This window comes from Actinomadura sp. 9N407, assembly GCF_044326315.1.
Classification (GTDB): Bacteria; Actinomycetota; Actinomycetes; order Streptosporangiales; family Streptosporangiaceae; genus Spirillospora.
On record NZ_JBIRAW010000020.1, the window covers coordinates 132,995 to 158,430 of the forward strand.

Annotated in this window: 23 protein-coding genes; 14 read left to right on the forward strand and 9 right to left on the reverse strand. The window is 72.0% G+C overall.

Annotation, left to right across the window (positions count from 1 at the left end; genetic code table 11):
* Window positions 1-95 precede the first annotated feature (95 nt).
* A complete protein-coding gene (locus ACH34Q_RS28555) occupies window positions 96-218 on the forward strand; it encodes a hypothetical protein (protein WP_395986160.1) in 123 nt (40 codons plus the stop codon).
* 85 nt (window positions 219-303) lie between these two features.
* Entirely contained in the window at window positions 304-789 is a 486-nt protein-coding gene (locus ACH34Q_RS28560) for a SixA phosphatase family protein (protein ID WP_395986161.1), read from the forward strand.
* Here the strand turns inward: ACH34Q_RS28560 and ACH34Q_RS28565 are convergent.
* The 5 genes from ACH34Q_RS28565 to ACH34Q_RS28585 form a co-directional block, all read right to left on the reverse strand.
* Window positions 786-3,041, reverse strand: coding sequence for an FUSC family protein (locus ACH34Q_RS28565; protein WP_395986162.1), 2,256 nt, complete (start codon window positions 3,039-3,041; stop codon window positions 786-788). The genes ACH34Q_RS28560 and ACH34Q_RS28565 overlap by 4 nt on opposite strands.
* Before the next feature lie 338 nt (window positions 3,042-3,379).
* Complete coding sequence (gene serB / locus ACH34Q_RS28570; RefSeq protein ID WP_395986163.1) at window positions 3,380-4,582, reverse strand: phosphoserine phosphatase SerB; 1,203 nt, start codon at window positions 4,580-4,582, stop codon at window positions 3,380-3,382.
* Between the two features lie 64 nt (window positions 4,583-4,646).
* Entirely contained in the window at window positions 4,647-5,678 is a 1,032-nt protein-coding gene (locus ACH34Q_RS28575; protein ID WP_395986164.1) for an S-adenosylmethionine:tRNA ribosyltransferase-isomerase, read from the reverse strand.
* Window positions 5,675-7,060: an MFS transporter gene (locus tag ACH34Q_RS28580; RefSeq protein ID WP_395986165.1), complete on the reverse strand. Its 1,386-nt coding sequence runs from the start codon at window positions 7,058-7,060 to the stop codon at window positions 5,675-5,677. The genes ACH34Q_RS28575 and ACH34Q_RS28580 overlap by 4 nt, the downstream gene beginning before the upstream one ends.
* Complete coding sequence (locus ACH34Q_RS28585; RefSeq protein ID WP_395986166.1) at window positions 7,057-7,752, reverse strand: SDR family NAD(P)-dependent oxidoreductase; 696 nt, start codon at window positions 7,750-7,752, stop codon at window positions 7,057-7,059. The genes ACH34Q_RS28580 and ACH34Q_RS28585 overlap by 4 nt, the downstream gene beginning before the upstream one ends.
* A gap of 249 nt (window positions 7,753-8,001) precedes the next feature.
* Between ACH34Q_RS28585 and ACH34Q_RS28590 the strand changes: the two genes are divergently transcribed.
* The 5 genes from ACH34Q_RS28590 (at window position 8,002) to ACH34Q_RS28610 (ending at window position 12,401) form a co-directional block, all read left to right on the forward strand.
* A complete protein-coding gene (locus tag ACH34Q_RS28590; protein WP_395986167.1) occupies window positions 8,002-9,249 on the forward strand; it encodes a GAF domain-containing sensor histidine kinase in 1,248 nt (415 codons plus the stop codon).
* A gap of 44 nt (window positions 9,250-9,293) precedes the next feature.
* On the forward strand, window positions 9,294-9,944 hold the full coding sequence (locus ACH34Q_RS28595; protein ID WP_395986168.1) for a response regulator: 651 nt from the start codon (window positions 9,294-9,296) through the stop codon (window positions 9,942-9,944).
* 36 nt (window positions 9,945-9,980) lie between these two features.
* The gene (locus tag ACH34Q_RS28600) at window positions 9,981-10,772 is read left to right on the forward strand and encodes a PP2C family protein-serine/threonine phosphatase (RefSeq protein WP_395986169.1); all 792 of its coding nucleotides are present in this window, start codon (window positions 9,981-9,983) and stop codon (window positions 10,770-10,772) included.
* 336 nt (window positions 10,773-11,108) lie between these two features.
* Complete coding sequence (locus ACH34Q_RS28605) at window positions 11,109-11,549, forward strand: DUF2752 domain-containing protein (protein WP_395986170.1); 441 nt, start codon at window positions 11,109-11,111, stop codon at window positions 11,547-11,549.
* 90 nt (window positions 11,550-11,639) lie between these two features.
* Window positions 11,640-12,401 (forward strand): RDD family protein, encoded by a 762-nt coding sequence (locus tag ACH34Q_RS28610; protein WP_395986171.1) that lies wholly within the window; start codon window positions 11,640-11,642, stop codon window positions 12,399-12,401.
* 92 nt (window positions 12,402-12,493) lie between these two features.
* On the opposite strand, the gene ACH34Q_RS28615 is transcribed toward ACH34Q_RS28610, so the two are convergent.
* Window positions 12,494-13,318: a hypothetical protein gene (locus ACH34Q_RS28615; RefSeq protein ID WP_395986172.1), complete on the reverse strand. Its 825-nt coding sequence runs from the start codon at window positions 13,316-13,318 to the stop codon at window positions 12,494-12,496.
* 88 nt (window positions 13,319-13,406) lie between these two features.
* Here ACH34Q_RS28615 and ACH34Q_RS28620 point away from each other — a divergent pair, with 88 nt between their 5' ends.
* The 3 genes from ACH34Q_RS28620 to ACH34Q_RS28630 all read left to right on the forward strand — a co-directional run bounded on the left by ACH34Q_RS28620 (window position 13,407) and on the right by ACH34Q_RS28630 (window position 15,518).
* On the forward strand, window positions 13,407-14,201 hold the full coding sequence (locus ACH34Q_RS28620) for an ABC transporter ATP-binding protein (RefSeq protein ID WP_395986173.1): 795 nt from the start codon (window positions 13,407-13,409) through the stop codon (window positions 14,199-14,201).
* Window positions 14,202-14,371: 170 nt separating this feature from the next.
* The gene (locus ACH34Q_RS28625) at window positions 14,372-15,151 is read left to right on the forward strand and encodes a sulfite exporter TauE/SafE family protein (RefSeq protein ID WP_395986174.1); all 780 of its coding nucleotides are present in this window, start codon (window positions 14,372-14,374) and stop codon (window positions 15,149-15,151) included.
* Between the two features lie 91 nt (window positions 15,152-15,242).
* A complete protein-coding gene (locus ACH34Q_RS28630; protein ID WP_395986175.1) occupies window positions 15,243-15,518 on the forward strand; it encodes a hypothetical protein in 276 nt (91 codons plus the stop codon).
* Between the two features lie 52 nt (window positions 15,519-15,570).
* Here the strand turns inward: ACH34Q_RS28630 and ACH34Q_RS28635 are convergent, their stop codons facing one another.
* The 3 genes from ACH34Q_RS28635 to ACH34Q_RS28645 all read right to left on the reverse strand — a co-directional run bounded on the left by ACH34Q_RS28635 (window position 15,571) and on the right by ACH34Q_RS28645 (window position 20,128).
* Window positions 15,571-16,674, reverse strand: a complete 1,104-nt coding sequence (locus ACH34Q_RS28635; RefSeq protein ID WP_395986176.1) for an acetamidase/formamidase family protein — start codon at window positions 16,672-16,674, stop codon at window positions 15,571-15,573.
* Between the two features lie 95 nt (window positions 16,675-16,769).
* Window positions 16,770-18,980 (reverse strand): cytochrome P450, encoded by a 2,211-nt coding sequence (locus tag ACH34Q_RS28640; protein ID WP_395986177.1) that lies wholly within the window; start codon window positions 18,978-18,980, stop codon window positions 16,770-16,772.
* Window positions 18,981-19,048: 68 nt separating this feature from the next.
* Window positions 19,049-20,128 (reverse strand): NAD(P)-dependent alcohol dehydrogenase, encoded by a 1,080-nt coding sequence (locus ACH34Q_RS28645; RefSeq protein WP_395986178.1) that lies wholly within the window; start codon window positions 20,126-20,128, stop codon window positions 19,049-19,051.
* Between the two features lie 75 nt (window positions 20,129-20,203).
* Between ACH34Q_RS28645 and ACH34Q_RS28650 the strand changes: the two genes are divergently transcribed.
* The 4 genes from ACH34Q_RS28650 to ACH34Q_RS28665 all read left to right on the forward strand — a co-directional run bounded on the left by ACH34Q_RS28650 (window position 20,204) and on the right by ACH34Q_RS28665 (window position 25,435).
* Entirely contained in the window at window positions 20,204-21,661 is a 1,458-nt protein-coding gene (locus ACH34Q_RS28650) for an aldehyde dehydrogenase family protein (RefSeq protein ID WP_395986179.1), read from the forward strand.
* A 197-nt stretch (window positions 21,662-21,858) separates the two neighbouring features.
* Window positions 21,859-22,887 (forward strand): zinc-binding dehydrogenase, encoded by a 1,029-nt coding sequence (locus ACH34Q_RS28655; RefSeq protein WP_395986180.1) that lies wholly within the window; start codon window positions 21,859-21,861, stop codon window positions 22,885-22,887.
* Entirely contained in the window at window positions 22,884-24,356 is a 1,473-nt protein-coding gene (locus ACH34Q_RS28660) for an amidohydrolase family protein (protein WP_395986181.1), read from the forward strand. The genes ACH34Q_RS28655 and ACH34Q_RS28660 overlap by 4 nt, the downstream gene beginning before the upstream one ends.
* Window positions 24,353-25,435, forward strand: coding sequence for a BMP family ABC transporter substrate-binding protein (locus ACH34Q_RS28665; protein WP_395986182.1), 1,083 nt, complete (start codon window positions 24,353-24,355; stop codon window positions 25,433-25,435). Before ACH34Q_RS28660 ends, ACH34Q_RS28665 begins: the two co-directional genes overlap by 4 nt.
* Window position 25,436: the final 1 nt, after the last annotated feature.

Sequence of the window (25,436 nt, forward strand, 5' to 3'; positions counted from 1 at the left end):
TTGTGTACGGGTCGGCGCAAGGCGGTCGTACGCTGTAGTGGAACCGCGTTCGGACGGGTTGTGGGCGCGGGCAGGGATCGTGAACGGTAGGAGAGATGGCTGTGAGCGACGGCGAGAAGTCCACGGTTTCCGGGCCCAAGGGTTTCGCCATTGTCCTCGGCGCGATGCTGGGGGTCATGCTGGTGCTGTGGGGGATCGGCTACCTGGTCGCGCCCTGACGCCATGGCCCGGGCCGCCCGGCCTAGCGCCCTGACGTCGCGCCTAGCGCCCTGACGCCGTGGCCTGCGGGCTAGGGTGACGGGCATGGCTTCCCTCATCGTGCTTCGCCATGCCAAGGCCATCGCAGGGCTCGGGCTGGCCGACATCGAACGGCCGCTCGCGGACCGGGGACGGCGCGATGCCGCGGTGGCGGGGGAATGGCTCCGTGACGCGGGGCTCGTGCCCGAACTGGTGCTGTGCTCGACCTCCGTACGGACCCGGGAGACGCTGGAACAGTTGGCGTTCACGGGCGGCGAGGTCCGGTTCGAGGACTCGATCTATGACAACGACCCCGAGACCCTGCTGGCCCTCGTACGGGAGAGCGGGGACGAGGTGGGGACGCTGCTGCTGATCGGGCACAACCCGTCCGTACACCAGCTGGTCCACGACCTGACCGGGAACGCGCCGGAGTCGTTTCCCACGTGCGCGCTCGCTGTCATCGGCATCGAGGGCGGCTGGGCCGAGGCATGGCCGGGTACGGGCGAGCTCTCCACGTCCCGGACGCCCAAGGACGCCAAAGCCCAGGGCTAAGAGGGGCTGAACACCTTCTGGGAGCTCTCGATGAGGGTCTCGGTGTCGCCGCGTAGAGAACGGGCTGCGTAACGAGTGCCCGAGACCTGGAGAAGGGCGTGGCGCAGGGGCGTGTACTCGTCCGTGCTCACGCCTTGCTTGATCTCGGCCCGGCGGCGGCGGGCGAGGGCCGACAGGTGGGTGTCGAGGTCGGAGAACTCCTCGTCGAGGCGTTCGGCGGGGGACGGCGCGTCCGTGGTGTCCTCCGGGGGCTCGGGGTCCTCCAGGTCGTCGGCGGCCTCCTCCAGGCTGTCGGCCAGGCGGTCGAGGATCTCGGGTATCGGCCCGGCGTCGACCTCCTCCTCGCGGGTCATGCGGCCGATCGCGATGAGGTGGTCGCGGATGCGGTGGGCCGAGTCGGCGACGGAGCCCAGCAGGTCGATGCGTTCGAGATCGGGCAGTCGCTCGTGGCCGAGTTGGACGATGGTCTCGGCGATGGACTCGGCCTCCTCCTCGGCCGTGGCGAGCTCCTCCAGCGGCAGCCGCTCCTGGCGGCCGTCCACAACGGCGGCCGTCGTACGGATGAGGTCGGCGTGGACGCTCAGGAGCCGGCCCAGTTGCCGGGGCAGGCGCTCGGCATGGCCTGAGGGCCAGAGGAGCCGTACCGCCAGGAACGAGATGAGCCCGCCCGCGAGGGTCAGCGCGATGCGTTCTCCTGCGGCGACCCAGTCGGAGGGGACCGTGAAGTCCAGCAGCATCATCGCGAGGGGCGTTCCGAACAGGGCCCAGTAGGTGAAGTTGATCGAACGCAGGGCGAAGCCCACCAGGCCGATGCAGAAGATGATGACGGCCGTGGTCGTCTGGCCCGGGGTGAGGGTGAGCAGGACGGCGGCTATGGCGGAGCCGATCGCCGTACCGCCGACGCGCTGGACGACGCGGTTGACGGTCTCGCCGTACGTGCCGCGCAGGCTCATCATGGCGGTGATCGTCATCCAGTGCCCGTGCGGCATCTTCAGCGCGGCGGCCAGGGCCATGGCGAGCAGGGCGATGAGGACGACCCTGCTGAACTGCCGGAAGCCGGGCGTCCGGTAGCGCAGCGCCCGGCCCAGCCGTCCCCAGGTGGTGGCCGGGCCGGGCGTGTCGTACGCGATCAGGCGCGGCGGGCCGAAGCCGATCCGGACCCCGCCGGCCGCGATCCGGCGGGCGGCGTCGATGCTGCCCGCGATCCGTTCCACCGAGCGCCGGATCTGGGCGAGCAGCGCGACGGCGACCAGGTCCTCGTCACCGGCGAGCCCGGCCCGGCGGATCTCCTCGCCCTTGCGGCCGAGCCGGCGGAGCGCCGCGGAGTCGGCGGTGCCCAGCGGTGACGTGCCGGTCTTGCCGACCGCACCGGAGATCAGCCGGACGCGGGCCGCGAGCGCCGAGATCGCGACCCGGCCCTCCTCCTCCCACGCGCGGTCGGGCGGGCGGCGGCGGGCGGCCTCGATGACCGAGCGCAGCGCGACCGTCTCCTGGAAGATCCTGCTGAGCGAGTCGATCAGCCGTTCCGGGCGGGTGGGCTCCTTGCGGTTGCGGCCGGACCGGTAGAAGTCGTACGTCGCGCGCGCGGCCGTGAGGGCCTGCGAGGCGGCCCGGCGGCTCTCCTCCCAGTCCGGCTTGCGGGTGACCTCGGCCAGGCCCGGGTCGGTCAGCTCGACGGCGTTCAGAACGCTCGCGTCCGGGCGGCCGATGTCCTCGGCGACGGCGTCCAGGGCCGCGGCGACGGCCGCCGCCGCCTCGGCCAGCGTGGAACGCAGCGGCCGGAGCCGCCGTACGGGCCAGGGGGCCAGCAGCAGGGCACCGGCCAGCAGGCCGCCGACCAGTTCCAGAAGGCCGTTGTAGACCACGTCGCCGTCGGGGCGGATGGCGGTCAGCAGTACGGCCAGCCCGGCGGTGGGGCCGATCCAGGGCACCGCGGTACCGAGCCCCACGACCAGCGGGACGATGGCGACCGAGAGCCACGGGTGGCTGGCCAGGTTGCCGCCGAGCATCGCGCCCAGAGTGACGACCAGGATGGCGCTGGCGAGGTTGCGGGCGCGCGCGCCGTACGGGCCTTCAGGCGCCCGTAGCGCGACGAGATAGGCGCCCAGGGCGATGATCGAGCCCTGCGTGGCGTGTCCCGTCAGCGAGCCCACGAACAGCGGGATGGTCATCGCGAGGGAGGCGGCGAGCCCGTAGAAGGGCGCGACCCTCCCCTCTACCGGGGCATACGCCTCGCGCAGCCGTTCCAGCACCGCTCGATCAGCCCCCCGCCCGTTCCGATGATCGACTACTACCCGGAACGGACGGGTCTGATAGTCCCGGATCGATCTGGCGGGAAGCCGGATGCCAGTGTGGCCCAGGAGCTGTCACCAAGGTGTCTCAGCCACCGCGCGAGCGCGTTACCTGGCCGCGTGGGGCGAAGCCGAAGGCGAGCCTCACGCGGCCAGATCGCGAAGCGATGCAGCGCTCGCACAAGGAACGGGCAGGTGCGAGCCGCTAGGCGAGCGCCTGAGCCTTTGGAAACACAGCGCGAAGCGATGCCGCGCTCGCACAAGCACCGTGACCGGTTCTTTGATCAACTCGTCTTTGACTAACCCGCCGCGTCGGCGGCGTCGGCGGCCTCGACCTCGTCGCGGGAGATGCCGAGCAGGAACAGGATCGTGTCGAGGTACGGGACGTTCACCGCGGTGTCGGCGGCCTGCCGGACCACCGGCTTGGCGTTGTAGGCGATGCCGAGCCCGGCCGCCTGGAGCATGTCGAGGTCGTTGGCGCCGTCTCCGATCGCGACCGTCTGGCTGATCGGGATCCCCGCCTCGCGGGCGAACCTGGCCAGCGCGGTCGCCTTGCCGGCCCGGTCGAGCACCGGCCCGACGACCCGGCCGGTGAGCTTGCCGTTCTCGATCTCCAGCGTGTTGGCGGCCGAGTAGTCGATCCCCAGATCATCGACCAGGGCGTCGGTCACCTGCGTGAACCCGCCGCTGACGATCGCGAACTTGTAGTCGAGCCGCTTGAGGGTGCGCACCATCGTGCGGGCGCCGGCGGCCAGTTCGACCTTGCCGCGCACGTCGTCGATGGCTGAGGCGTCCAGGCCCGCCAGCAGCGCGACCCGTTCGCGCAGCGAGCCCTCGAAGTCGAGCTCGCCGCGCATCGCGGCCTCGGTGACCTTGGCGACCTCGTCCAGGCAGCCGGCGTGCCGGGCGAGCAGCTCGATCACCTCGCCCTGGATCAGGGTGGAGTCGACGTCCATCACGATCAGCCGCTTGGCGCGCCGGTGCAGCCCGCCGTGCTGGACGGCCACATCGACCTGCCGCTCGGCCGCCTCGATCGCCAGCCCGGCCCGCAGCGACTCCGGATCGGCACCCGAGACGTCCATCTCGATGCAGGTCACGGGGTAGTGCGCGAGCCGTTCGATGCGGTCGATGTTGGCGCCGCCGGCGGCGATCCGGCCCGCGATCCCGGCCATGGCGGCCGGCCGGAGCGGGGCGCCGAGGACGGTCACGTGCAGCCGGCCGCGGTGCCGGGGCAGGTTCTTGTCGCGGCCGGTGGACATCTCGATCTCCATGTCGAGATCGTTCGCGACCCGTTCCGCGACGGTCCAGACCTGGCCGATGTCGGTGCCCTCGGTGTACGCGACGAGGACGCCGAGCACGAGCCGGCCGCGGATGACGACCTGCTCCACGTCGGCGACCGCGAGGTCGAACTCGGAGAGTGTCCGGAAAAGGCGCGAGGTCACCCCGGGGCGATCGCGGCCGGTGAGCGTTATGAGTAGCGTGCGCTGTGCTGGCCCGTTCATGCTGTTCACAACGTTACCGCTCTGCGGCGAAGCGCTGCGCACCGTGTCCACCATCCGGACGCCCCTAGGGCAAGAGAAGATTCGTGTCTCCGAATTCGTGCCAAAGGTAGTGCTCGGCCAGGGCTGCCTCGTACGTGGCCCTGAGGAGAGTGTGTCCCGCGATGGCGGTGAGCATCATCAGATGCGAGGACTTGGGCTCGTGCAGGCCGGTGAGCAGGCCGTCGACGGCTCGTACGCCTCCTTCAGGGGTGACGATGTGCTCGGTCCAGCCTTTGGCGGCCTGTACGCGTCCGTTGGCGTCCACGGCTGTCTCCAGGGCCCGTACGGCGGTGGTTCCAACCGCGATGACCCGTCCAGTGCCGCTGGAACGTACGTGTTGAACGAGCGCGGCCGTTGATTCAGGGACTTCGAACCGCTCCGCGTACGGGGGCTCGTGTGCCTCCGGGGAGGCGACGCCTGTGTGCAGTGTGAGCGGCGCTATGAGAACTCCCCTGGAGACCAACCGGGTCACCAGTTCCGTGGTGAACGGCCGGGCCGCGCTGGGCATTTCAGCGCTTCCGGTCTCCCGGTCATGGGCGAACACGGTCTGGTAGGCGGCGGTAGGCCATTCACGGGGTACGTAGCCGTACCGGATGGGCGTCCCATAGCGGCGCAGGTACGGAACGACGCTCGTACTGAGCCGTGCGGCCCATAGGCGGTCGGTCTGGCGCCGTACGAGGGTGAGGTTGGCCCGTCCAGGCATCGGGATCCATTCGTTGGGCGAGCCCCCGCCGTAGGGAACGCTCGACTTGCCCGTACGGCGGCGCAGTTCCACGAGCCACAACCCGTCGTCCTCTCCGGGGAGAGGGGTGGAGAAGTGCACCGCGATCCGGTCCAGCCGTACGGCGGCGGGCAGCGTCGCCGAGGTGTTGACGACGAGCAGGTCCCCCGGACGCAGAAGGTCTGGCAGGCCCCGGAAGGCGTGGTGGCTCACTTCCCCACTACCTCGACGCCCTACAAGGAGCCGTATGTCGTCGCGTGTACGGCCGCAGTGCGCTTCCCGGGGTTCGTGGGCTTCGAGTGCTTTCGGGAGGGTGAAGTCGACGAGTTCGGTCATGAGGGGGCCCCGTTCAGGGTGGCCTGTACGCGGAGGGCCGCGATGATGCCGATGGCCGCGATCGCGACGAAGAGGATCCCGGCGACGCCGAGGCCGAGGGCGAGGCGGCCGGTGCCGAAGGCGGTGACGAGCGCGCCCGCGATGCCGACCACCAGGGACGAGCCGAGCGTGTCGGCGATCTGGAGGGCGGAGGAGTTGGTGCCCTGCTCCTCCTCGGGCGACAGTCGCAGCAGCAGGACGCTGAGGCTGCCGACCGCGAAGCCCATGCCGGCGCCGCCGATGATCCAGGTGATGGCGGCGGCCCAGCCGGACGTCTGCAGGGCGAGGACGGTCCCCGCGATCCCGGCGGTGACCAGGACGGCGCCGAGCCGTACGAAGAACGCCTGCGGGCGCCGGGACCGGCCCTGGTACTGCGAGGCGGCCGACCAGCCGAGCGCCGCGACGGTGAGGACCATGCCCGCCTGCGTGGGGCTGAAGCCGTGCAGCGAGACGAGGGTCAGCGGGATGAAGACGTCCATGCCGAAGAACGCGCCCGCCAGGAGCCCTCTGGCCAGCACCACGCTGGGCAGGCCCTGGCGCATCCGGAGCGTTCCAGGCGGCAGCAGGCGGGGCAGCCCGGCGACCAGGCCGGCCAGTCCCGCGACGGCGACCGGGAGCAGCGCCCAGCCGGTGTGGTCCAGCCCGTACAACAGCGCGGCGGCTCCGGCGGCGGCGACGATCGCCGCGAGGTAGCGGGCCTTGCCCGCGAGCGCGCCACCGGACGGCGCGCCCCCGCGCAGGCCGCGCATAGCCGGGACCAGCATCAGCGTGGGCGGGATCACCAGCGGGATCAGGCCCAGGAACACCCACCGCCAGCCCAGCCGCTCGGCCGCCAGGCCGCCGAGGGCCGGGCCGATCAGCGACGGCAGCACCCAGGCGGCAGACAGCGCGGCGAACACCCGGGGCCGCAGCCGTTCCGGGTAGACGCGGGCGATCAGCACGTACGTACCGACCATCGCGATACCGGTGCCGACGCCCTGGACGGCCCGGCCCGCCACGAAGATCGCCATCGTCGGCGCGGCCCCGGCGATCGCCAGACCGGTGACGAACGTGGCCGGCCCGGCCAGTAGCGGACGGGCCGGTCCGGAGCGGTCCGCCCAGCCGCCGCCGAGCACGGTGGCCGGAAGCCCGGCGATCAGGGTGGCGCTGAAGCCCCACGCGTACAGGGCCATCCCGTCCAGATCGGCGGCGATCACCGGCATCACGGTGCCGACCGCCATCGCCTCGAAGCTCATCAGCGTGACGACCAGCACGATGCCGAGGGTGGCGCCCCGATGCCCGGGCCCGAGGAGACCCGGCTCCTTCGCGGGGGCCGCCGTATCGAGGGCCTCGATCGTGGTCATCTCGCGCTCGCCAGGTCGCCGGCCCGGTGGCGGCCGCTGGGAAGCGGGTCGGTGATGAGCCGGTACAGCGCGGCGGCGGCCTCTTCGGGCGGCGGTGCCGCGCCGGCGTCCTCGCCCGCGTCGCGGAGCATCTCGGTACGCATCTCGCCCGGATCCACCCACCAGACCGAGATCGCGGGCTCCTCCGCGGCCAGGACGTTGGAGAGTTGCTCCAGCGCGGCCTTGGTCGCCCCGTAGCCGCCCCACGTCTCGTACCCCTCGACGGCGGCGTCGGAGGTGATGTTGAGGATCGCGCCGCTCCGTACGCGCAGCTCGGGCAGCAGCGTCTGGATCAGGGCCAGCGGGGCCAGCGTGTTGATCCTGAACGCCCGTTCCAGGTCGGGCAGCGGCTGGTCGGCGAGCCGGGGCAGCGGTGTCGTACCGAGGACGCTCGCGTTGTTGACCAGCAGGTCGAGCCCGCCCGCTTCCCGTACGGCGTCCGCGAGGGCCGTGCGGTGAGCGGGATCGGCGACGTCGCCCGCGAGCGCGGTGACCTGGGCGGCCCGCAGCTCGTCGGCCACCGCCGCCAGCGCCGGGGCGCCGCGCGCGTCGATGATCAGCCGCCAGTCGTCCCGGGCGAGCACATGGGCGAGGGCGCGGCCGAGCCCCCGGGAGGCTCCGGTGATGAGCGCCGTTCTCCTTGGGTTCGTCATGATCTCGACGCTAGGAACCGCGCTCCGCGACGGCATCGGGCATGCGGTCCCGGGCGGCTCGGCCGATGGTCCTAGGTCCTGCATCGCGCCGGTAATCCGGCAGAATTACCCGCACGTCCCCGGCCGTGCCCGGGGAGGAGTGCCGGCCGGTGCGTAGGTACGCCGCACGGCGGAGTCGGCAGAACGCGTCCAGGGAGTACGTTTTCCATGAAGGGCGCGACACGCCCAGGATGAGGCGGATGGACCGGTATGGGAACTGAGCACGGGAACGGCGCCGAAGCGGAGGCCTCCACGGGCTCCCGCGCGCCCGGCGAGGCCGGGGCCGCGCTGCACGCCGTGAGTTCCGCCGTGCTCGCCGTGACCCGCCACCTGTCCGTGCACGAGGTCCTCCAGGTGATCGTGCGGGCGGCGGCGCAGCTGCTGGACGCCCGCTACGCCGCCCTCGGCGTACCGGACGACGAGGGCTCGTTCGCCGAGTTCGTCGTCGAGGGCGTCTCGGACGAGGAGTGGGAGGCGATCGGCCCGCTCCCCCGCCAGCACGGCATGCTGGCCGCGATGCTGCGCGGCAACGTGCCCAAGCGGCTGGACGACATCCGCCGCGAGCCCGAGTTCGAGGGCTGGCCGGTGGCGCATCCGGTGCTCAAGGACTTCCTCGGCGTACCGATCCGGGACGGCTCGGACGTGCTCGGGATCATCTTCCTCGCGAACAAGCGCGGCCAGGCGGGCAAGCGCGGCCAGGCCGGCGGGAACCGCCGCGAGGGGGAGCCGCGCGGTTTCACCGAGCACGACGAGGAACTGCTCACGCTCTTCGCCGCGCACGCCGCCATCGCGATGACCAACGCCCGGCTGTACGAGGACAATCGCGAGCTGACCGTCGTCGCCGAGCGCAACCGGCTGGCCCGCGAGCTGCACGACGCCGTCGCGCAGAAGCTCTTCTCGCTGCGGCTGACCGCCCGCGCCGCCGCGGCCCTCGCCGAGCGCGACCCGGCCCGTACCGTCCAGGAACTCGAGCAGGTGGAACGGCTCGCGGCCGAGGCGCTGGCCGAGCTGCGCGCCGTGATCTTCGAGCTGCGCCCGGCCGACCTCGCGGACGGGCTGGTCGCCTCGCTGCGCAAGCACGTGGAGGTCCTGGACCGCGCGTACGAGACCGACGTGCGCTTCACCGCCGACCATGCGGCGGCGGACGTGGTGCTCGGTGAGCAGCAGGAGGCGGTGCTCTTCCGGATCGCGCAGGAGGCACTGCACAACGCGCTGCGGCATGCCAAGGCCGGCGGCGTGGAAGTCCGTCTCCTCGCCACGGACGGGCACGCCGTGCTGGAGGTGGCCGACGACGGCTCCGGATTCGACCCGGCGGCGGTGGCCCAGAGCGCCGAGCAGAACGGCGGCGGGCTGGGCCTGGCCTCGATGCGGGACCGGGCGGAGGCGGCCGGCGCCGCGTTCACCGTCGACGCGTCCCCGGGAATCGGCACGGTCGTACGGCTGGAGGTGCCGTTGTGAGGCATGCTGGGGCGGTTCAAGTACGTACGGCCGAGGAGGGTGCGGTGATCAGGGTGCTGATCGCCGACGACCATCCGGTGGTCCGGCAGGGGCTGCGCACCTTCCTGGGCGTGCAGGACGACATCGAGGTCGTCGGTGAGGCGGCGGACGGTCTGTCGGCCGTGTCGCTGGCCGAATCGCTCAAGCCCGATATCGTGCTGATGGACCTCAAGATGCCGGGCGCCGACGGCTTGGCCGCGCTGACGGAGTTGCGGGCTCGAGGGGTGGCGGCACGGGTGCTCGTCCTGACCAGCGTCACGGAACGGGGGCACGTGCTGCCGGCGGTGCAGGCGGGCGCGGCCGGGTATCTCTATAAGGACGTCGCTCCGCAGGCGCTCGTCCAGGCGATCAGGGCCGTCCATGATGGGCATGTCCTGTTCGCTCCGGACGCCGCCGAGGCGATGGTACGAACGGGATCGGGCATCGACGACCGCGGTCCGGCTTCACTGACCGAACGGGGTCCGCTGACCGAACGGGAGAGGGAGGTACTGGTGCAGATCGCGCGGGGCAGGTCCAACCGGGAGATCGCCCGTGCGCTGTCGGTCTCCGAGAAGACGGTCAAGACCCACGTCAGTAATCTGCTCATGAAACTGGGAGTGCAGGATCGGACGCAGGCGGCGTTGTACGCCGTCCGCCATGGACTGGCCGGCGAGTGATACAACTCCTCTGACAGGATCGTCATCGAAATCGGTATGAACGTAGCAATCAGATACGCAGCAGGCAGTGACATCGGATGCAACCGTGAGAACAACGAGGACTCCGGTTATGCCGGTGCGCGGTTGATCGCGGTCGCCGACGGAATGGGCGGGTACGCGGGCGGCGAGGTGGCCAGCTCCACGGTCATCGGCTCGCTGCGCCCATTGGACACCGACACTCCTCCCAATGATCTTGTCGAGACGCTCGGCCGTGCGGTCGCCGAAGCCAACGAGAAGCTCCGCATCGTGCGTGAGGAGCGGCCCGACCTGAGCCGGATGGGCACCACGCTCACCGCCATGCTCTGGTCCGGTGCCTCGGTGGCGGTGGCGCACATCGGCGACTCCCGCGGCTATCTGCTGCGGGACGGTGAGCTCTTCCAGATCACCAAGGACCACACGATGGACCAGTTGCTCAGCGAGGAGGCCGAGCAGTCGGGCGGTACCGCCGACCCGGCCGAGATCTCCCGGCTGTCGCACGTCCTGTACCGGGTCCTGGACGGCCGCGAGGACCGCGAGCCCGATCTGCGCCTTCGCGAGGGCCGTCCGGGCGACCGCTACCTGCTCTGCTCGGACGGGCTGAGCGGCGTGGTGGACGCGCAGACGATCTACGAGGTGCTGTCGGCCGAGCCGGATCCGCACCGCGCGGTCCAGCGGCTGATCGAGCTGGCCCGCGACGGCGGCGGCCCCGACAACATCACCGGGGTCATCGCGGACGTCCTCGAGGCCGAGCAGGTCGGCGAGCACGAGCCTCCGATCACGGTCGGCGCCGCGGCCCAGGCCCAGGCCTGACGCCACCGTCCCGTACCGCGACACCCTGCGCGTACGGTGCCGGACCGCCGTGCCACGCGCCGTACCGCGACGCCCTGCGCCGGCCGAGCCGCCCCGCCCCGGCCGACGTGCGACACGCCGAGCGAAGGCGCCATGCTCGAACGTTCCGTCCCGTTCACGATAAAGACGTCACCGCCAGCTGGTGTTTTGTCCTACCCTGGGCCACTGAGGTGGAGTTGATCGAGCCCTAGGTCACGGTCCGATCGCAGATGGTCGCCTGGACTTGACCCACCTCGGGGTGGACCCGATATACGGGTCACTCGAAACAGTCATCGAGGCGGAGGATTCGTGGGGGGAGTGCCCGGGGCGACGGCCGCCGGTGCACCACGGGGTGCGCTCGGCGAGCTTATCGACCGGACCCTCACCGCCGCGCGGCACGGCCCTGTGGGCGTGGTGCTGCGCGTCGCTGCGATGGCCACGGCGGCCATCGGTGCGGCATGGATCCATCGCATCAACGACCCCGGCGTGCTCTGCCCCCTGAGGGCGGTCACCGGGATCCCTTGCCCCCTGTGCGGGGGCACCACCGTGTTCATCGAGATGGGATCGGGCCGGCCGGTCCGGGCCGTACTCGCGAACCCGGTGGCCTTCGCCGGCGCGATCGCCCTCGCGCTCGCTCCGCTGGGACTGGGAGATCGGTGGCGGGCACTCCAGCCGAACGCTCGCGCATGGGTGTTCGGCACCGCCCTCTTGGGGTCGGAGTTGTGGCAGCTTGTCCGACTCGGGGTGCTGCGAGTTTGAAGGCGAACTGATCGTCGGCCAAACTTGCGGAGCCCCCCGGGTCCGGCGGGCGTCACATACACCACAAGGGTCAATCAATAAGGAGCAAGTGTGGGTAACCCCTACGACCCGTACGGGCAGCAGCAGCCGGGCTACGGGCAGCAGCCCGGGTACGGCCAGCAGCCCCCGGCGCAGCCTGGCTACGGCCAGCAGCCGGCCCAGCCCGGGTACGGTCAGCAGCCCCCGGCACAGCCGGGCTACGGGCAGCAGCCCCAGCAGCCCCAGCCGGGCTACGGTCAGCCTCCGGCGCAGCAGCCGGGGTACGGCCAGCAGCCGCAGGCCCAGCCGGGCTACGGACAGCAGCAGCCCGGGTACGGTCAGCAGCCGCAGGCCGGCTACGGGCAGCAGCAGGACGTCCATCACCACCACTACGGGGCTCAGGGCGGCGGCCAGCTCGCCGAGTGGGGCTCCCGCGTCGGCGGCTACCTGATCGACTCGCTGATCATCGCCGGTCCGCTGATGCTGATCTACGTGATCACGCTGGTGCTCTTCAGCTCGGGCAGCGGTGGCGCCAGCGCCATCGGCCTCCTGCTGATGGCCGTCGGCTGGCTGCTGTCCCTGGCCGGCCTCATCTGGCTGGTCTACCAGGAGGGCACGACCGGCCAGACGATCGGCAAGCGCCAGATGGGCATCCGCCTCGTCGGTGCCCAGACCGGGCAGCCGATCGGCTTCGGTATGGCGTTCCTGCGCAAGATCTGCCACGCGGCCGACAGCTTCGCCTGCTACGTCGGCTTTCTCTGGCCGCTGTGGGACGAGCGCAAGCAGACCTTCGCCGACAAGATCTGCAACACCCTCGTCGTTCGCGCCCGGTAAGGGCACGGCCACCGGCGTTCGAGAACGGGGCGTCCACTCACCGCACAGGGTGGGAGGGCGCCTCGTTTCGCGTTCCCGGCCCTAGCGCGTCCTCAGGGAACGGGGTCGAAGGCGCTGTTGCAGGCGGCCACCCGGGCGCGCCGTACGGCGCGGTCGAGCAGCCGGAGCGCCTCGTCACGGCGGCGCATCTGGTCGGCGTTGAGGCCGTGGCCGTCCAGCCGCCCGGCCAGCTCCACCACGAGCGCGAGCCGTCCGGCCAGGGCGGCGACCCGGTGCGCGCGCTGCGGGTAGCCGGGCGCCAGCGGATGGTCGCCGCGGTCGGGATCGCGCAGGTCGTTCAGGGTGTCGACGATCTCGGGCGGTACGCCGGCCACGTCGTCCACGGTGAGCAGGGCCTCGGTCGCGTCCCGCATGGTGAGCATGAGCTGCCGGTCGGCGTCCGGGAGCGTGGGCACGTCGGGGGCGGTGGCGGCGGCGTCGTACGACCGCCAGCGCACGCCCACATAGGACGAGCCGCGGCGGTCCTCGCCCGGCACGAGCCCGACCGCGCGGTCGGGCAGCACGGCGATGACGGCGGCCTCGGCGTCCAGGGCGGCCCGGTTGAAGCCCGGCGGCCCGGTGAGGCCGAGCGGATCGCCCGGCGCGGGCAGCGCCAGCCGCAGCCCGGTCATCCCCTCCACCCGCAGCTCGCCGAGCCGGCGGCGGAGCGTGACCTCGTCCAGCCGGTCGCCGCCGGCGCCGTCGGGCGGTACGGCGGCGGCGCTCACGATCTGCGGGCCGGCGAGCTTCTCGACCGCGTCGACCGCCTCGTCCAGGCCGACGTGTCCGGTCAGCCACGCATTACCCCAAGCGACAACGGCGGTCGCCGCGTCACCCGCGTCGTTGCCCGTGTCACCCTGTCGAACCCCTGCGCACATGCAGACCACCATAAGTGCTCGACATCGCATAGGTTCTTTCCTGAGGATGGATCACCAGGCAAGGCGAGATTGGGGACAAAGGCGAGCGATGGCCGGCGAGGTACTGCAGCTCCGCGAGGTGGGGGTCAAACGGGACGGCGCGGATCTGCTGCGCGGGATCACGTGGACCGTGAACGAGAACGAGCGCTGGGTGGTCGTCGGCCCGAACGGCGCGGGCAAGACGACGCTCCTCCAGGTCGCCGCCACCCTGCTGTACCCGACCCTGGGGTCGACCGAGGTCCTCGGCGAGGAACTGGGCCGCACCGACGTGTTCGAGCTGCGTCCCCGGATCGGCATCGCCAGCGCGGCCGTGGCCGAGAAGGTCCCGGCCGGTGAGACGGTCATCGACCTGGTGCTGACCGCCTCGTACGCGATCCTGGGCCGCTGGCACGAGGAGTACGACTCCACCGACGTCAGCCGGGCCGTGGGGCTGCTGGAGGCGCTGGGCTGCGCCGACCTGATCCGGCGGCGGTTCGACACGCTGTCGGAGGGCGAGCGCAAGCGCGTCCAGATCGCCCGCGCCCTGATGCCCGACCCCGAGTTGCTGCTGCTGGACGAGCCCGCCGCCGGGCTCGACCTGGGCGGCCGCGAGGACCTGGTCGCCCGGCTGGCGCGGCTGGCCGACGACCCGGGCGCGCCCACGATGGTGCTGGTCACGCACCATGTGGAGGAGGTCCCCGACGGCTTCACCCACGCGCTGCTGCTGCGCCGCGGCGAGGTGGTCGCGCAGGGCAAGGTGGACGAGGTCTTCACGCCGGAGCACCTGGGCCGCTGCTTCGGCCTCGCGCTCACCGTCGAGCGCCAGAACGGCCGCTGGTACGCCCGGGCCGCCGACCCCCGCTGATCCCGTTCTCCCTCACCCCTGATCGGCGTCCCGCCACCTGCCGCGCACGTCCCGGGCGTCGTCGATGCGCCGGTACGGGACCGTTCCAGGCACCCCGGCGCGGTTCCTGATCTGCGGCTTCCCTACGATCGTGAGCCATTGCGAACTTGTGGAAGCTGGGTGGGTGAGCCTTGAACGTGCTCGATGCGATCGCGGTGCTGGCCGCCGGGGTCGCCGCCGGTGGCATCAACGCCATCGTGGGCTCCGGCTCCCTGATCACGTTCCCGACCTTGCTGGCTTTGGGGTACCCGCCGGTCGTCGCCAACGTCTCCAACAACGTCGGCCTGGTGTCGGGCAACCTCAGCGGCGCGTACGGGTACCGCCGGGAGCTGAAGGGCCAGCGCGGCCGGCTGCTGCGGCTGGGCAGCGCCTCGCTGATCGGCGCGCTGGCGGGCGGGCTGCTGCTGCTGAGCCTGCCGCCCGAGGCGTTCGACATCATCGTGCCCGGCCTCATCATGATCGCGCTGGTGCTGGTGGTCGTGCAGCCCAGGCTCCAGGGGTGGTTGCAGGCCCGCCGGGAAGGGATGGAGCGGCACCGGCCGGACGGCGGCCCGGCGCTGTGGCTGGGCGTGCTGGCCACGGGCGTGTACGGCGGCTACTTCGGGGCCGCGCAGGGCATCGTGCTGATCGCGATCCTGGGGCTCGCGCTCGACGACGATCTGCAGCGCCTGAACGGGGCCAAGAACGCGATGGCGGCGGTCGTCAACGGCACCGCCGCGCTGCTGTTCATCGCGATGTGGCTGCTCTCCGACACGGTGATCGACTGGTGGGTGGTGCTGCTGATCGCCGTCGGCTCGACGATCGGCGGGCTGCTGGGCGCCAAGGTGGGACGGCGGATCCCGCCGCTGGTGCTGCGCGGCGTGATCGTGGTCGTGGGTGTGGCGGCGATCGTCCAGCTGCTGGCCGGCTGACCCGCGATCGACGGCGACTGACCTGCGCTTTCGGCGGCCCGCCGAGGGTTGCGCCGACCGCTTTCCGGGTATATATCGAACATCTGTTCGAATGCGGAAGGGAAGCCGGATGAAGGGCGACTGGGTCGAGATCGTGGTCGATGTCGGCGGGTCGGCGACCAAGACCTACGAGGTGGCCGCGACCCGCGCCGGGCGCCGGGTCGAGATCGGCAACCGGCGCGGGGTGGTGGAGGTCAGCGAGGTGACCCGTACGGGCACGACGGTCCGCACGGCCCGCTTCATGGCCACAAGGGTCCTGGCACTGGTGGAGCACCCGGTCCTGGACGAGCCGGACGCGCACCGTTCCGGCGACGTGCCCCCCGGTTGACTCGTGGCGTGTTCGCCTCTGCGCGGCTCTGGAAGGGCGAACACGCCACGAGTCAACGGAAGTCGGTCTTGCGGATCAGGCAGTGGACGCCCTTGATCTGGTCGACCACCTGGCTGATCTCGAAGTCGGCGGCGGCGCTGAGATAGGCCAGGGCGGTGTGCCGGGGCATCCCCTGGGTGCGGGACAGGAAGCCGACCGCCGCCCGTACGGCGCGCCGCAGGGCCTCGTCGAGGTCCTCGTGCAAGCCGACCGGCAGCCAGTGGGTGGCGGTCTCGGCGAACGGCTCGCCGAGCACGCCGAGCAGCGTGGTGGCCTCCGCGTGGGGGATCACGGTGAGCCGTACGGTCGCGCGGAGGGGTGCCTCCAGGGCGGTGAGCGCGACCTCCCCGTCCCCCTGGGCGTAGTGCGGGTCTCCGGCGTAGAACGAGGCGCCGGGCACCTGGACGGGCAGGTAGAGCGACGAGCCGACCTGGAGTTCGTTGATGTCGAGGTTCCCGCCGAAACTGCCGGGCGGGACCGAGTGGAGGGTGTCGGGGGTGTCGGTGGCGACGCCCATCAGCCCGAGGAACGGGGCGAGCGGGAAGCGTGCGGCGCGCCCGTCCCCGTACGGGAGGATCCCGTGCAGGCGCCCGGCCTCCTCGATGACCTCGGTGAACTCGCACACGCTGTTGTACGCGCGGGTTCCGCCGACCGTCGCCGGGCCGGTGTCGGGCTCGGTCTCGGGGAACTCGCCGGGCAGGGCGCCGTACCCGTGCCTGCTGCTGATGAAGCCGTACGGCGCTCGCACCAGGAGGCCGAGCGTCTCGACCCGCAGCACGTCGCCGGGTTCGGCGCCCGCGACCTCGATGGGGCCGGTGACCACGTGCGGGCCGTCGGTGTCGAAGTCGTGCCGGACGCCGGACGCGGCGAGATCGCGGGCGTCGGCGAGGACCCGGTCGGCGGGCACGCCGAAGCCGGCCAGGTAGGCGGCCGGGTCGCGGCCCTGGTCCTCCAGGATGCCCTCGTGGCTGAGCGTGTCGATGGTGACGGTGTCGCCGGAGGCCACCCGCAGCACCGGGGGGCGGTCCCGGTTGGGGAGCCGGCCCCACAGGCAGGTCTCGGGCGTGGTCGGGAGGTAGTGCGTGCCGTCGATGCGGCCCTGTTTCGGCTGGAGCATGGCCGCATGCTCGCCAGGCGGTGGGGCGGGACCGTTCCGCGAGCGTTAACTCGCGGTAACGGTCCTGCATTGCGAGATGGTGTCTCGTATTGCCGTCAGAGATCGAGTACCAGGCGGGACGAGGAGCAGCGGCCGACGCAGATCATCATGGTCCGTCCGGCGGCGCGCTCCTCCTCGGTGAGCAGCGAGTCGCGGTGCTCGGGCTCGCCGCCGAGCACGCGGGTCTCGCAGGCACCGCAGTAGCCCTTCTCGCAGTCGTACGACAGGCCGGGCAGCGCCTCCCTGACGACCTCGATGATCCGCCGGTCGGCGGGGACGCGCAGCGTACGGCCCGTACGGGCGAGATGGACGTCGAACGCGGTGTTCAGCGCCGGGTCGAACGCGACCTCCAGCGAGTCGTCGCCGGTGAAGCGCTCGACGTGCAGCCGCGCCCGGATGCCGAGTTCGTCGCAGGCGCGCTCGGCCGCCGCGATCATCCCGGTGGGCCCGCAGCAGTAGATCGCGGTGTCCGGCCCGGTGGCCGCCAGGACGGCGCGCAGGTCGGGAACGCCCGCTTCGTCCTGCGGCATGAGCTGGAGCCGGTCGCCGGCCAGGGCGGCCAGTTCGTCCCGGAACGCCATCGAGGCACGGGTACGGCCGCCGTACAGGACGCGGAAGCCCGCTCCGCGCCGGGACACCGCGCGCACCATCGCCAGGATGGGCGTGACGCCGATGCCGCCCGCCAGGAAGAGGTAGTCCTCGGCGTCCACCAAGGGGAAGTGGTTGCGCGGCCCGCGTACACCGAGGGTGATGCCGGTACGGACCAGCGCGTGCAGTTCCTCGGAGCCGCCCCGGCCGTCCGGCTCGCGGAGCACCGCCACCCGGTAGCGCGAGCGGTCGCGGGGGTCGCCGCACAGCGAGTACTGGCGCACTCGTCCGGACGGCAGCCGCACCTCCAGATGCGCGCCTGGCTCCCAATCGGGGACCTCGCCGTCGGCCGGCGCCATCGTCAGGGCGAGCACGCCGTCGGCCGCGGGCTCGGCGCCGGTCACGGTCATCTCGTACGCGGCGTTGGAGGGAGCGGCCGTGATCCGGTCCGAGGAGGCGCGCGGTCCTGGGGTGAAGGTGGCCGGGATCGCGTCCCAGCCCTTCTGGTTGCCGCTGGACGGGTAGCCGACGAGGCCGTCCTCCACGACCTGGAAGTCCGGCAGCCGGGTCAGCACCTGCGTGATCATCTCGCGGAACATGGCGCGGGCCAGATGGGCGCCCGCGCAGCGGTGCGAGCCGATGCCGAAGCTCAGGTGCCGGGACGCGTCGCGGTCGAGCCTGACCCGCTCGGGCTCGGGGAACACGGCGGGGTCGTGGTTGGCGGCCACCCACGGGATCAGCACGCGCTCCCCGGCACGTACGGGGCAGCCGCCGACCTCGGTGCCGGTACGCGCCGTACGGGCCATGGACTGCGAGGGCGCGAACGCCCGCAGGAACTCCTCGGTCGCGCGTTCCAGCAGGTCGGGCGACTCGATGAGGCGGCGCCGCTGGTCGGGGTTCCGGCTGAGGTGGACCAGCACCGAGCCGGTGAGGGAGGTGGTGGTGTCGACGCCGCCCGCGATGAGCAGCCCGATGACCGAGACCAGCTCGTCCTCACCGAACGGCTCGCCGTCCGCGCCACGCGCGGTGACCAGCGCGCTGACCGCGTCGGCGGCGGGTTCTGCGCGGCGGGCCCGGATCAGCTCGCGGATGCGCTGCTCCATGTACGCCAGGCCCTCGGCGCCGCGCCGGGCCCGCTCGCTGCCGGCGGGGGCGGCGAAGATGTCGTGGATCGGGCCGGCGAGCGGCGCCCAGTCCGCTTCGGGAAAGCCCAGCCAGTCCAGGGTGACGGCGGCGGGCACCGGGTTGGTCAGGTCGCGGACGAAGTCGGCCGAGCCGTGCTCGATGAACGCGTCGACGGCGCGGGCGGCGTGCCGGGCGATCATCGGCCGCAGCCGGTCGACCGCCGCCGGGGTCAGCAGCGGGTTGATGAGGTCGCGGTAGCCGGTGGCGTCCGGCGGGTCGAGCTCGATCGGGTACTGGGCCAGGCCGGGGCCGCTCGGGATGACGATCGAGACCGCGTCCACGCCGGTCGCCTCGCGCGAAGAGGAGAAGGTGTCGTCGTCGCGGGCGATCCGGCTCACGTCGGCGTACCGGGTCGTATAGACGAAGCCGCCGTGCGCTTCGGTGCGGCCCACCGGACAGCTCTCGCGGTACGAGGCGTAGTAGGCGACCGGGTCGGCCGTGCACTCGGCCGAGTGGTGGTCGAACGTCTGATGAGAAAAGGGCTGCTGCGTCATGGGCGCTGACTCCAGATGCGCATGGAATTCGCGCGGTGTTGCCCAGCCGCGCCACTGGGAGCGAGAGGTCAGAAGGTCAGGACGGCCTTGCCGACCGTTCCGGTGCGGGCGGCCTCGGCCGCCTCGCCGATCCGCTCGAACGGGAAGCGCGTGACGATCCGGTCCACCGGGAACCGGCCTGCGGCCTGCAGTGCCAGCAGTTCGGGCATGAAGACCTGGGGCATCGCGCCGCCGCCGATGATGCCGGTGATGGTGCGGCCGTTGAGGACACTGCGCCAGTCGAAGGTCATCTCGGGGCTCGGGCCGACACCGATCACGCCGCAGTGGCCCAGCGGGGCGAGGGCCTCCACGGCGGTACGGAGCACGTCCGCGCGGCCGGTGGTGTCCAGGACGAAGTCGAAGCCGTCGGGGGCGATCGAGCGGAGCTCTTCGGCCGTGCCGTCGCCGCCGCCGACGCCGTGCGTGGCGCCGAGCGAGCGGGCCGTGGCCAGCCGTTCCGGGTTGACGTCCACGGCCGCGATGACCGAGCAGCCGCTGAGCACGGCCGCCAGCACCGAGGCGACCCCGACCGCGCCGGCTCCGAACACCGCCAGCGACGAGCCGGGCGAGGGGCGCAGCACGTTGAGCACGCCGCCGGCGCCGGTCTGGAACCCGCAGCCGAACGGGCCGGCCAGGGTCAGGTCGGCCTCCTTGCCGATCGGCACGACGGCGCGGGCGGGCGCGATCACGTGGTCGGCGAACGCCGACTGCCCGAGGAAGTGCGCGTTGATCTCGGTGCCGCCCAGCGAGACCGCCGAGGACCCGTCCGGCCGGCGTCCGGTGAAGTTGAGCGCGTCGAACCGCAGGCAGTACGCGGGGGAGCCGGTGAGGCAGGGGCGGCAGAGGCCACAGGAGGTGAACGTCATCGCCACGTGGTCGCCGGGGGACACCGAGGAGACCTGGTCGCCGACCGCCTCGACGATGCCCGCGCCCTCGTGGCCGAGGACGGCGGGGGCCTCGAAGAAGGTGGCGAATTCAAGGTCGGTGGCGCAGATGCCGACGCTGCTCATCCGTACCAGGACCTCGTCCGGACGCGGCGGGCCGAGCTCCACCTCGCGCAGTGCCAAGGGCTTGCCCGGGGTCTCCAGGACGGCGGCGGTGACGCGCATGCGGACTCCCCAACACATTTCACAGAAAGATACGGCATCTTGACATGCGGGATAATCGGGGTCAAGGATTTCGCCATGTCCCCACTTGGTATTCCGGTCGCCCGGCAGCTCATCGACGGTCAGTGGCATTCCACCCGCGACAAGGGCGGGATCGACGTTCTCGATCCCGCGACGGGGCAGGTCGTCCAGCAGGTCGCGCGCGGCGGTGAGCGGGACGTCGACGACGCGGTGGCGGCGGCCCGGCGCGCCTTCCCCGGATGGGCGGCGACCTCGCCCGCCGAACGCGGTGCCCTGCTGGGCCGGTGGGCCGCGCTCATCATGGAGCGGATCGAGGAGCTGGCCCGCTGCGAGGCGCAGGACGTCGGCAAGCCGCTGTCGGGCGGGCGGACGAACGTGTTCATCGCGCACGGCATCATCGAGTACTTCGCCGGTGCCGCCGACAAGCTCACCGGGGTCACGCTGCCGACCCGTACACCTGACTACCTCGGCTTCACGATCCCGGAGCCGTACGGGGTCTGCGCGGTCGCGATCCCTTGGAACGTGCCGATGGTCCTGACCGCGGCCAACGTCGCGCCCGCGCTCGCGGCGGGCAACACCGTCGTGCTCAAGCCGTCCGAGATCGCCCCGCTCGCGCCGATGGCGCTGGCCGAACTGGCCAGGGAGGCCGGGTTCCCGCCCGGAGTCCTGAACGTGGTGACCGGTCTCGGTACGGAGGCGGGCGTCGCGCTCACCTCGCATCCCGGCGTCGACCACATCAGCTTCGTCGGCTCGACGGCGACCGGCCGCGCGGTGATGCGCGCCGCCGCCGGCAACCTGGTGCCGGTCAAGCTGGAGCTGGGCGGCAAATCGCCCAACGTGGTGTTCGCGGACGCGGACCTGGACGTGGCGATTCCCGCGATCGTCGGCTCCATCACCGAGAACGCCGGCCAGAACTGCTACGCGGGCGCGCGGCTGCTGGTCGAGGAGTCGATCCGTGCCGAGGTGGTGGAACGGGTCGCGGACGGCATGCGCGCCGTACGGATGGGGACCTGGGACCAGGACCTCGACATGGGGCCGATCGTCAGCGAGGCCCAGTACAAGCGCGTGCTCGGCTTCCTGGAGGAGGCGCCTGGGGACGGGGCGCGCGTGGTCACCGGAGGCCTCGGCGCCGAGGTCCCGCCCGGCGGCTGGTTCGTGGCGCCGACCGTACTGGACCGGGTGGAGCCGGGTATGCGGGTCGTACGGGAGGAGGTGTTCGGCCCGGTCCTGGCGGTCCAGGGCTTCACCGGCACCGCGCAGACCGTCGAGATGATGAACGACACCGACTTCGGCCTGCTGGCGTGCGTGTGGACCGACGACGTGTCGCGGGCTCTGCGGGTCGCGAAGCTGGTGCGCTCCGGGCAGGTCGCGGTGAACCAGTTCCATGACGCCGGAGTGATCGGGTTCCCGTTCAACATGCAGGGGGACAGCGGCTTCAGCGCGGGCGGCGGGTATGCGGCGCTGCGCGAGTACACGCAGGAGAAGGCGGTCGCGGTACGGCTGCTGGATCGCTGACGGTCGCCTGGAGGGCCGCCGCGAAGCCGCCGGGGCGCCCGCCGGATGTCACCGCTGTTACGTGCTGGTCACGGGGGCCGTCAGTTTCCTCCGAGGTGTTGACACACCGGCGGGGCGAGGTTCAGAGTTGCCTCACATTGCGAGTCGGTGACTCACAATGCGAGATGAGTTTCGGGTGGCATCGGCCGGAGGTCCTGGTGAGAGCACTGGTCCAGACGAGGTTCGGCGGTCCGGAGGCGATGTCGCTCCGGCACATCCCCGACCCTGCCGCGGGACCGCGGGACGTGCTGGTCCGGGTCCGGGCGTGCGGGCTGAACCGGCTCGACATCCTGCAGCGGCGCGGCCCCGCGGTGCTGCCCCGGTTCCGCCTGCCGCACATCGCCGGGATGGACGTCGCGGGGCACGTCGAGGCGGTCGGCGCCGAGGTGCGCGGCCTCGCCACCGGCGACCGCGTGGTGATCGACCCGACGCACGGTTGTGGAACGTGCCCGCGCTGCGAGGCCGGTGACCCGGGCAACTGTCCCGAACTGCGCGTCGTCGGCGGCAATGTCGCCGGGGGCTTCGCGGAGTACGTCGCCGTTCCCGCGCGGCTCGTCCACCTCGTACCGGAGCATGTCGCGCTGGACGAGGTGGCCGCCCTGCCCTCGGCATGGGGCACCGCCTGGCACGCCACGCTCGCCGTGGGCCAGGTGTCCGCCGGGGAGGTCGTGGTGGTGCAGGCCGCCGCCAGCGCGGTCAGCATCGCGGCCGTCCAGCTGGCCAAGCGCGCCGGGGCCAAGGTCGTCGCGGTCGCGGGCAACGACGCCAAGCTCGCCCTCGCGGGAGAACTGGGCGCCGACCTGCTCCTGCGCAATGACAGTGACGTGGTGGCCGCCGTCCGCGGCTACACGGATGGAGAAGGTGCGGACATCGCGCTGGATCACGTGGGTGCGGCCACCTGGAACAGCTCCCTGAACAGCCTCCGCGCGGGCGGGCGCCTGGTGATGTTCGGCAACACCGGCGGGGACGAGGTCACGTTCTCGCTCGCGAACGTCTACCACCGGGGCCTGCGCCTGCTGGGATCGGGCGCCTACACCGAGGCCGACTTCGCCGCGATGCTCGCCGCCTACTACGCCGGTGGCCTGCGGGTCGTCCGGTCGGCCGAGTTCGGTCTGGACGAACTGCCCGCCGCGTTCGCCGCCGCCGAGTCCCGCGAGGCCATCGGCAAGGTCCTGGTCCGCCCATGACCCCTGTGCCTGAGAACGGTATCCCTGAGGCTCCTGAACCGGCCGAGCTGCTGGTCACCGGCGGCATGGTCGTGACGATGTCGGCGGGCCGCGAGGTCATCACCGACGCCACCATCGCCATCGCCGAGGGACGCATCGCCGCGATCGGCCCGTACGAGACGGTGCGCGCGAGCCATCCCGGGACCCCGGAGCTGGACGCGAGCGGCTGCGTCATCGTGCCCGGCCTGATCAACGCGCACCAGCACTGCACCGTCGACCCGCTGATCCGCAGCGTGATCCCGGACGGCATCGACGCGCAGGAGGCGATCTTCGGCTGGGCCGTACCGCTGCACGGCCTCGTGAGCGGCGACGACGACGAGCTGTCGGCGGCGCTCACCGCCGCCGAGTCGCTGTCGCGCGGCGTCACCACCGTCCTGGAGGCGGGCACCGTCGCCCACCCGACGCAGGTCGCCGCCGGCTTCACCGCCGCCGGGATCCGCGGCCGCGTCGGCGGCTGGGGCTGGGACGCGCCGGACGTGCCGTACTCGCTGCCCGCGCCCGAGGCGCTGGCCCGCCAGGAGGAGATCGTCCGGTCGCTGCCCGCCGAGGGCCTGGTCACCGGTTGGATCACCCTGGTCGGGCACGACCTGGTCAGCGACGAGCTGTTCACCGGCGCCGCCGAGCTGGCCGAACGCCTCGACACCACGATGACCTGGCACATGTCCCCCGGACCCGGCGACGCCGAGTCGTATCTCCGGCGTACCGGCGTCCGCCCGCTGGTCCATCTGCGCGAGCTCGGCGTCATGGGTCCCCGACTCCTCCTCGGCCATGCCGTATGGCTCGACGTCGACGAGGTCGACGCCGTCCTGGCGACCCGTACGGCCGTCGCCTCCTGCCCCGCCGCGTACCTGCGGCTCGGCCAGGGCTACACGCGGGCCGGCCGGCACGGTGAGCTGGTACGGCGCGGCGGCCGGGTCGCCCTCGGCTGCGACGCCCACAACGCCGGCGACGCACCCGACGTGCTCCGCGCCGCCGGACTGCTCGCCGGGCTCGAGAACGACCGGGGCGCCTGGCCGCTCCGCGCGGACGAGGCGTTCGCGCTGGCGACCTGCTCCGGCGCCGAGGCGATCGGCCTCGGTGACCTGATCGGCTCGGTCGAGGTCGGCAAGGCCGCCGACCTGGCCATCCTCGACACCCGCGACCTGGCCTGGACGCCCCCGGGCGACCTGGCCACCCACCTGGTGTGGGGTGCCCCAAGCCATACCGTCCGCGACGTCCTGGTCGGCGGGAAGGTGGTCGTGCGCGACCACCGGATCACCACCCTCGACGTGGACGCGCTCCGCCAGGAGGCCGTGTCGCGGTCCTCCGCGCTGCTGCGCGCGGCCGGTATCGATGTCCCCCGCCGGTGGCCGGTCGTTCCCGCGACCGCCCTCCACGGCTCCCGCCCGTTCCCCGTCTCACCGTCCGATCGAAAGGACCCCCCGAGGTGAAGAACCCTAGAGCGGTACGGCTCGCGGGCGCGGCACTCGCCTGCGCCACCCTGCTGGCCCTGGCCGGCTGCGCCGAGACCGACGCCACCGCCGGCAAGGACACCCCCAGCGGCGGAGCCGGCGGCGTGCCGCCCGGCTCGCCCGACGTCAACGGCGACGGCAAGGTCGTCATCGGCGTGCTCAGCCCCGGCGACATCAACGACAACGGCTACTACGAGAGCTTCGTGACCGGCGCGGACACGTTCGCCAAGTCCAAGGGCTGGACCGTGATCAAGCGCGGCAGCGTACCGCCCACCGAGGCGCTGAGCGCCGCGCGGGCGCTGTGCCAGCAGAAGGTGGACATGGTGGCGCTGGGCGCCTCCGAACTCAAGGACGCGATCCCGGCCTCGGAGGAAGCGGTCTGTGCCAAGACCGCCTGGTACGTCCCGACCTCGGGGAACGTCGAGCAGACCCCCAAGATCATGCTCTCCACCGATGACGCCGACCAGAGCATTCTGGTCGCCGGCTACGCGGCCGGCGTGCTGATGCAGTCGCGTAACGCCACCAAGGCGGCGTTCGTGACCGGGATGGAGGCCGACTTCACGCTGGCGGCGTCCAAGGCGTTCAAGGCGGGCATCCGCACGGTGATCCCGAACGCGACCGTCACCACCACCTACGCCGGCGACCAGAACGACGCGGCCAAGGCCAAGGAGGCCGTGCAGGCCCAGATCGACCAGGGCGTCCAGGCCGTCTACCCCTACCTCGGCGGTTCCACCGACGCCGCGGCGGCGCTGGCCAACACCAAGAACCTGATCACGCTGACCCCGGGCACCGACCGGTGCGCGTCCACCAGCCCGAAGTTCGACGTCTCCGTGCTGTTCAGCCCCGGCGACTACTTCACCGAGGCGCTCAAGCAGTTCGCCGACGGCAAGCTGGCGATGGGCGTGGAGAAGGTCTGGACGATCGGCAAGGACCCGTTCCCCACGGTCAAGCTCTGCAAGGCCGACCCGGCCCAGCAGGCGAAGATCGACGCGTTCATGAAGGACATCGCGAGCGGCAAGATCAACGCTTCCGCGGAAGTGGACAGGCTGGGCAAGTGAC

Coding starts and splice junctions, on each gene's coding strand:
- ACH34Q_RS28555 (WP_395986160.1), top strand. CDS start 96: ATGGCTGTGAGCGACGGCGAGAAGTCCACGGTTTCCGGGCCCAAGGGT.
- ACH34Q_RS28630 (WP_395986175.1), top strand. CDS start 15,243: ATGCGGAAGGGAAGCCGGATGAAGGGCGACTGGGTCGAGATCGTGGTC.
- ACH34Q_RS28645 (WP_395986178.1), bottom strand. CDS start 20,128: ATGCGCGTCACCGCCGCCGTCCTGGAGACCCCGGGCAAGCCCTTGGCA.
- ACH34Q_RS28575 (WP_395986164.1), bottom strand. CDS start 5,678: ATGACCGAACTCGTCGACTTCACCCTCCCGAAAGCACTCGAAGCCCAC.
- ACH34Q_RS28660 (WP_395986181.1), top strand. CDS start 22,884: ATGACCCCTGTGCCTGAGAACGGTATCCCTGAGGCTCCTGAACCGGCC.
- ACH34Q_RS28650 (WP_395986179.1), top strand. CDS start 20,204: ATGTCCCCACTTGGTATTCCGGTCGCCCGGCAGCTCATCGACGGTCAG.
- ACH34Q_RS28615 (WP_395986172.1), bottom strand. CDS start 13,318: ATGTGCGCAGGGGTTCGACAGGGTGACACGGGCAACGACGCGGGTGAC.
- ACH34Q_RS28640 (WP_395986177.1), bottom strand. CDS start 18,980: ATGACGCAGCAGCCCTTTTCTCATCAGACGTTCGACCACCACTCGGCC.
- ACH34Q_RS28560 (WP_395986161.1), top strand. CDS start 304: ATGGCTTCCCTCATCGTGCTTCGCCATGCCAAGGCCATCGCAGGGCTC.
- ACH34Q_RS28580 (WP_395986165.1), bottom strand. CDS start 7,060: ATGACCACGATCGAGGCCCTCGATACGGCGGCCCCCGCGAAGGAGCCG.
- ACH34Q_RS28600 (WP_395986169.1), top strand. CDS start 9,981: ATGAACGTAGCAATCAGATACGCAGCAGGCAGTGACATCGGATGCAAC.
- ACH34Q_RS28620 (WP_395986173.1), top strand. CDS start 13,407: ATGGCCGGCGAGGTACTGCAGCTCCGCGAGGTGGGGGTCAAACGGGAC.
- ACH34Q_RS28590 (WP_395986167.1), top strand. CDS start 8,002: ATGGGAACTGAGCACGGGAACGGCGCCGAAGCGGAGGCCTCCACGGGC.
- ACH34Q_RS28585 (WP_395986166.1), bottom strand. CDS start 7,752: ATGACGAACCCAAGGAGAACGGCGCTCATCACCGGAGCCTCCCGGGGG.
- ACH34Q_RS28635 (WP_395986176.1), bottom strand. CDS start 16,674: ATGCTCCAGCCGAAACAGGGCCGCATCGACGGCACGCACTACCTCCCG.
- serB (WP_395986163.1), bottom strand. CDS start 4,582: ATGAACGGGCCAGCACAGCGCACGCTACTCATAACGCTCACCGGCCGC.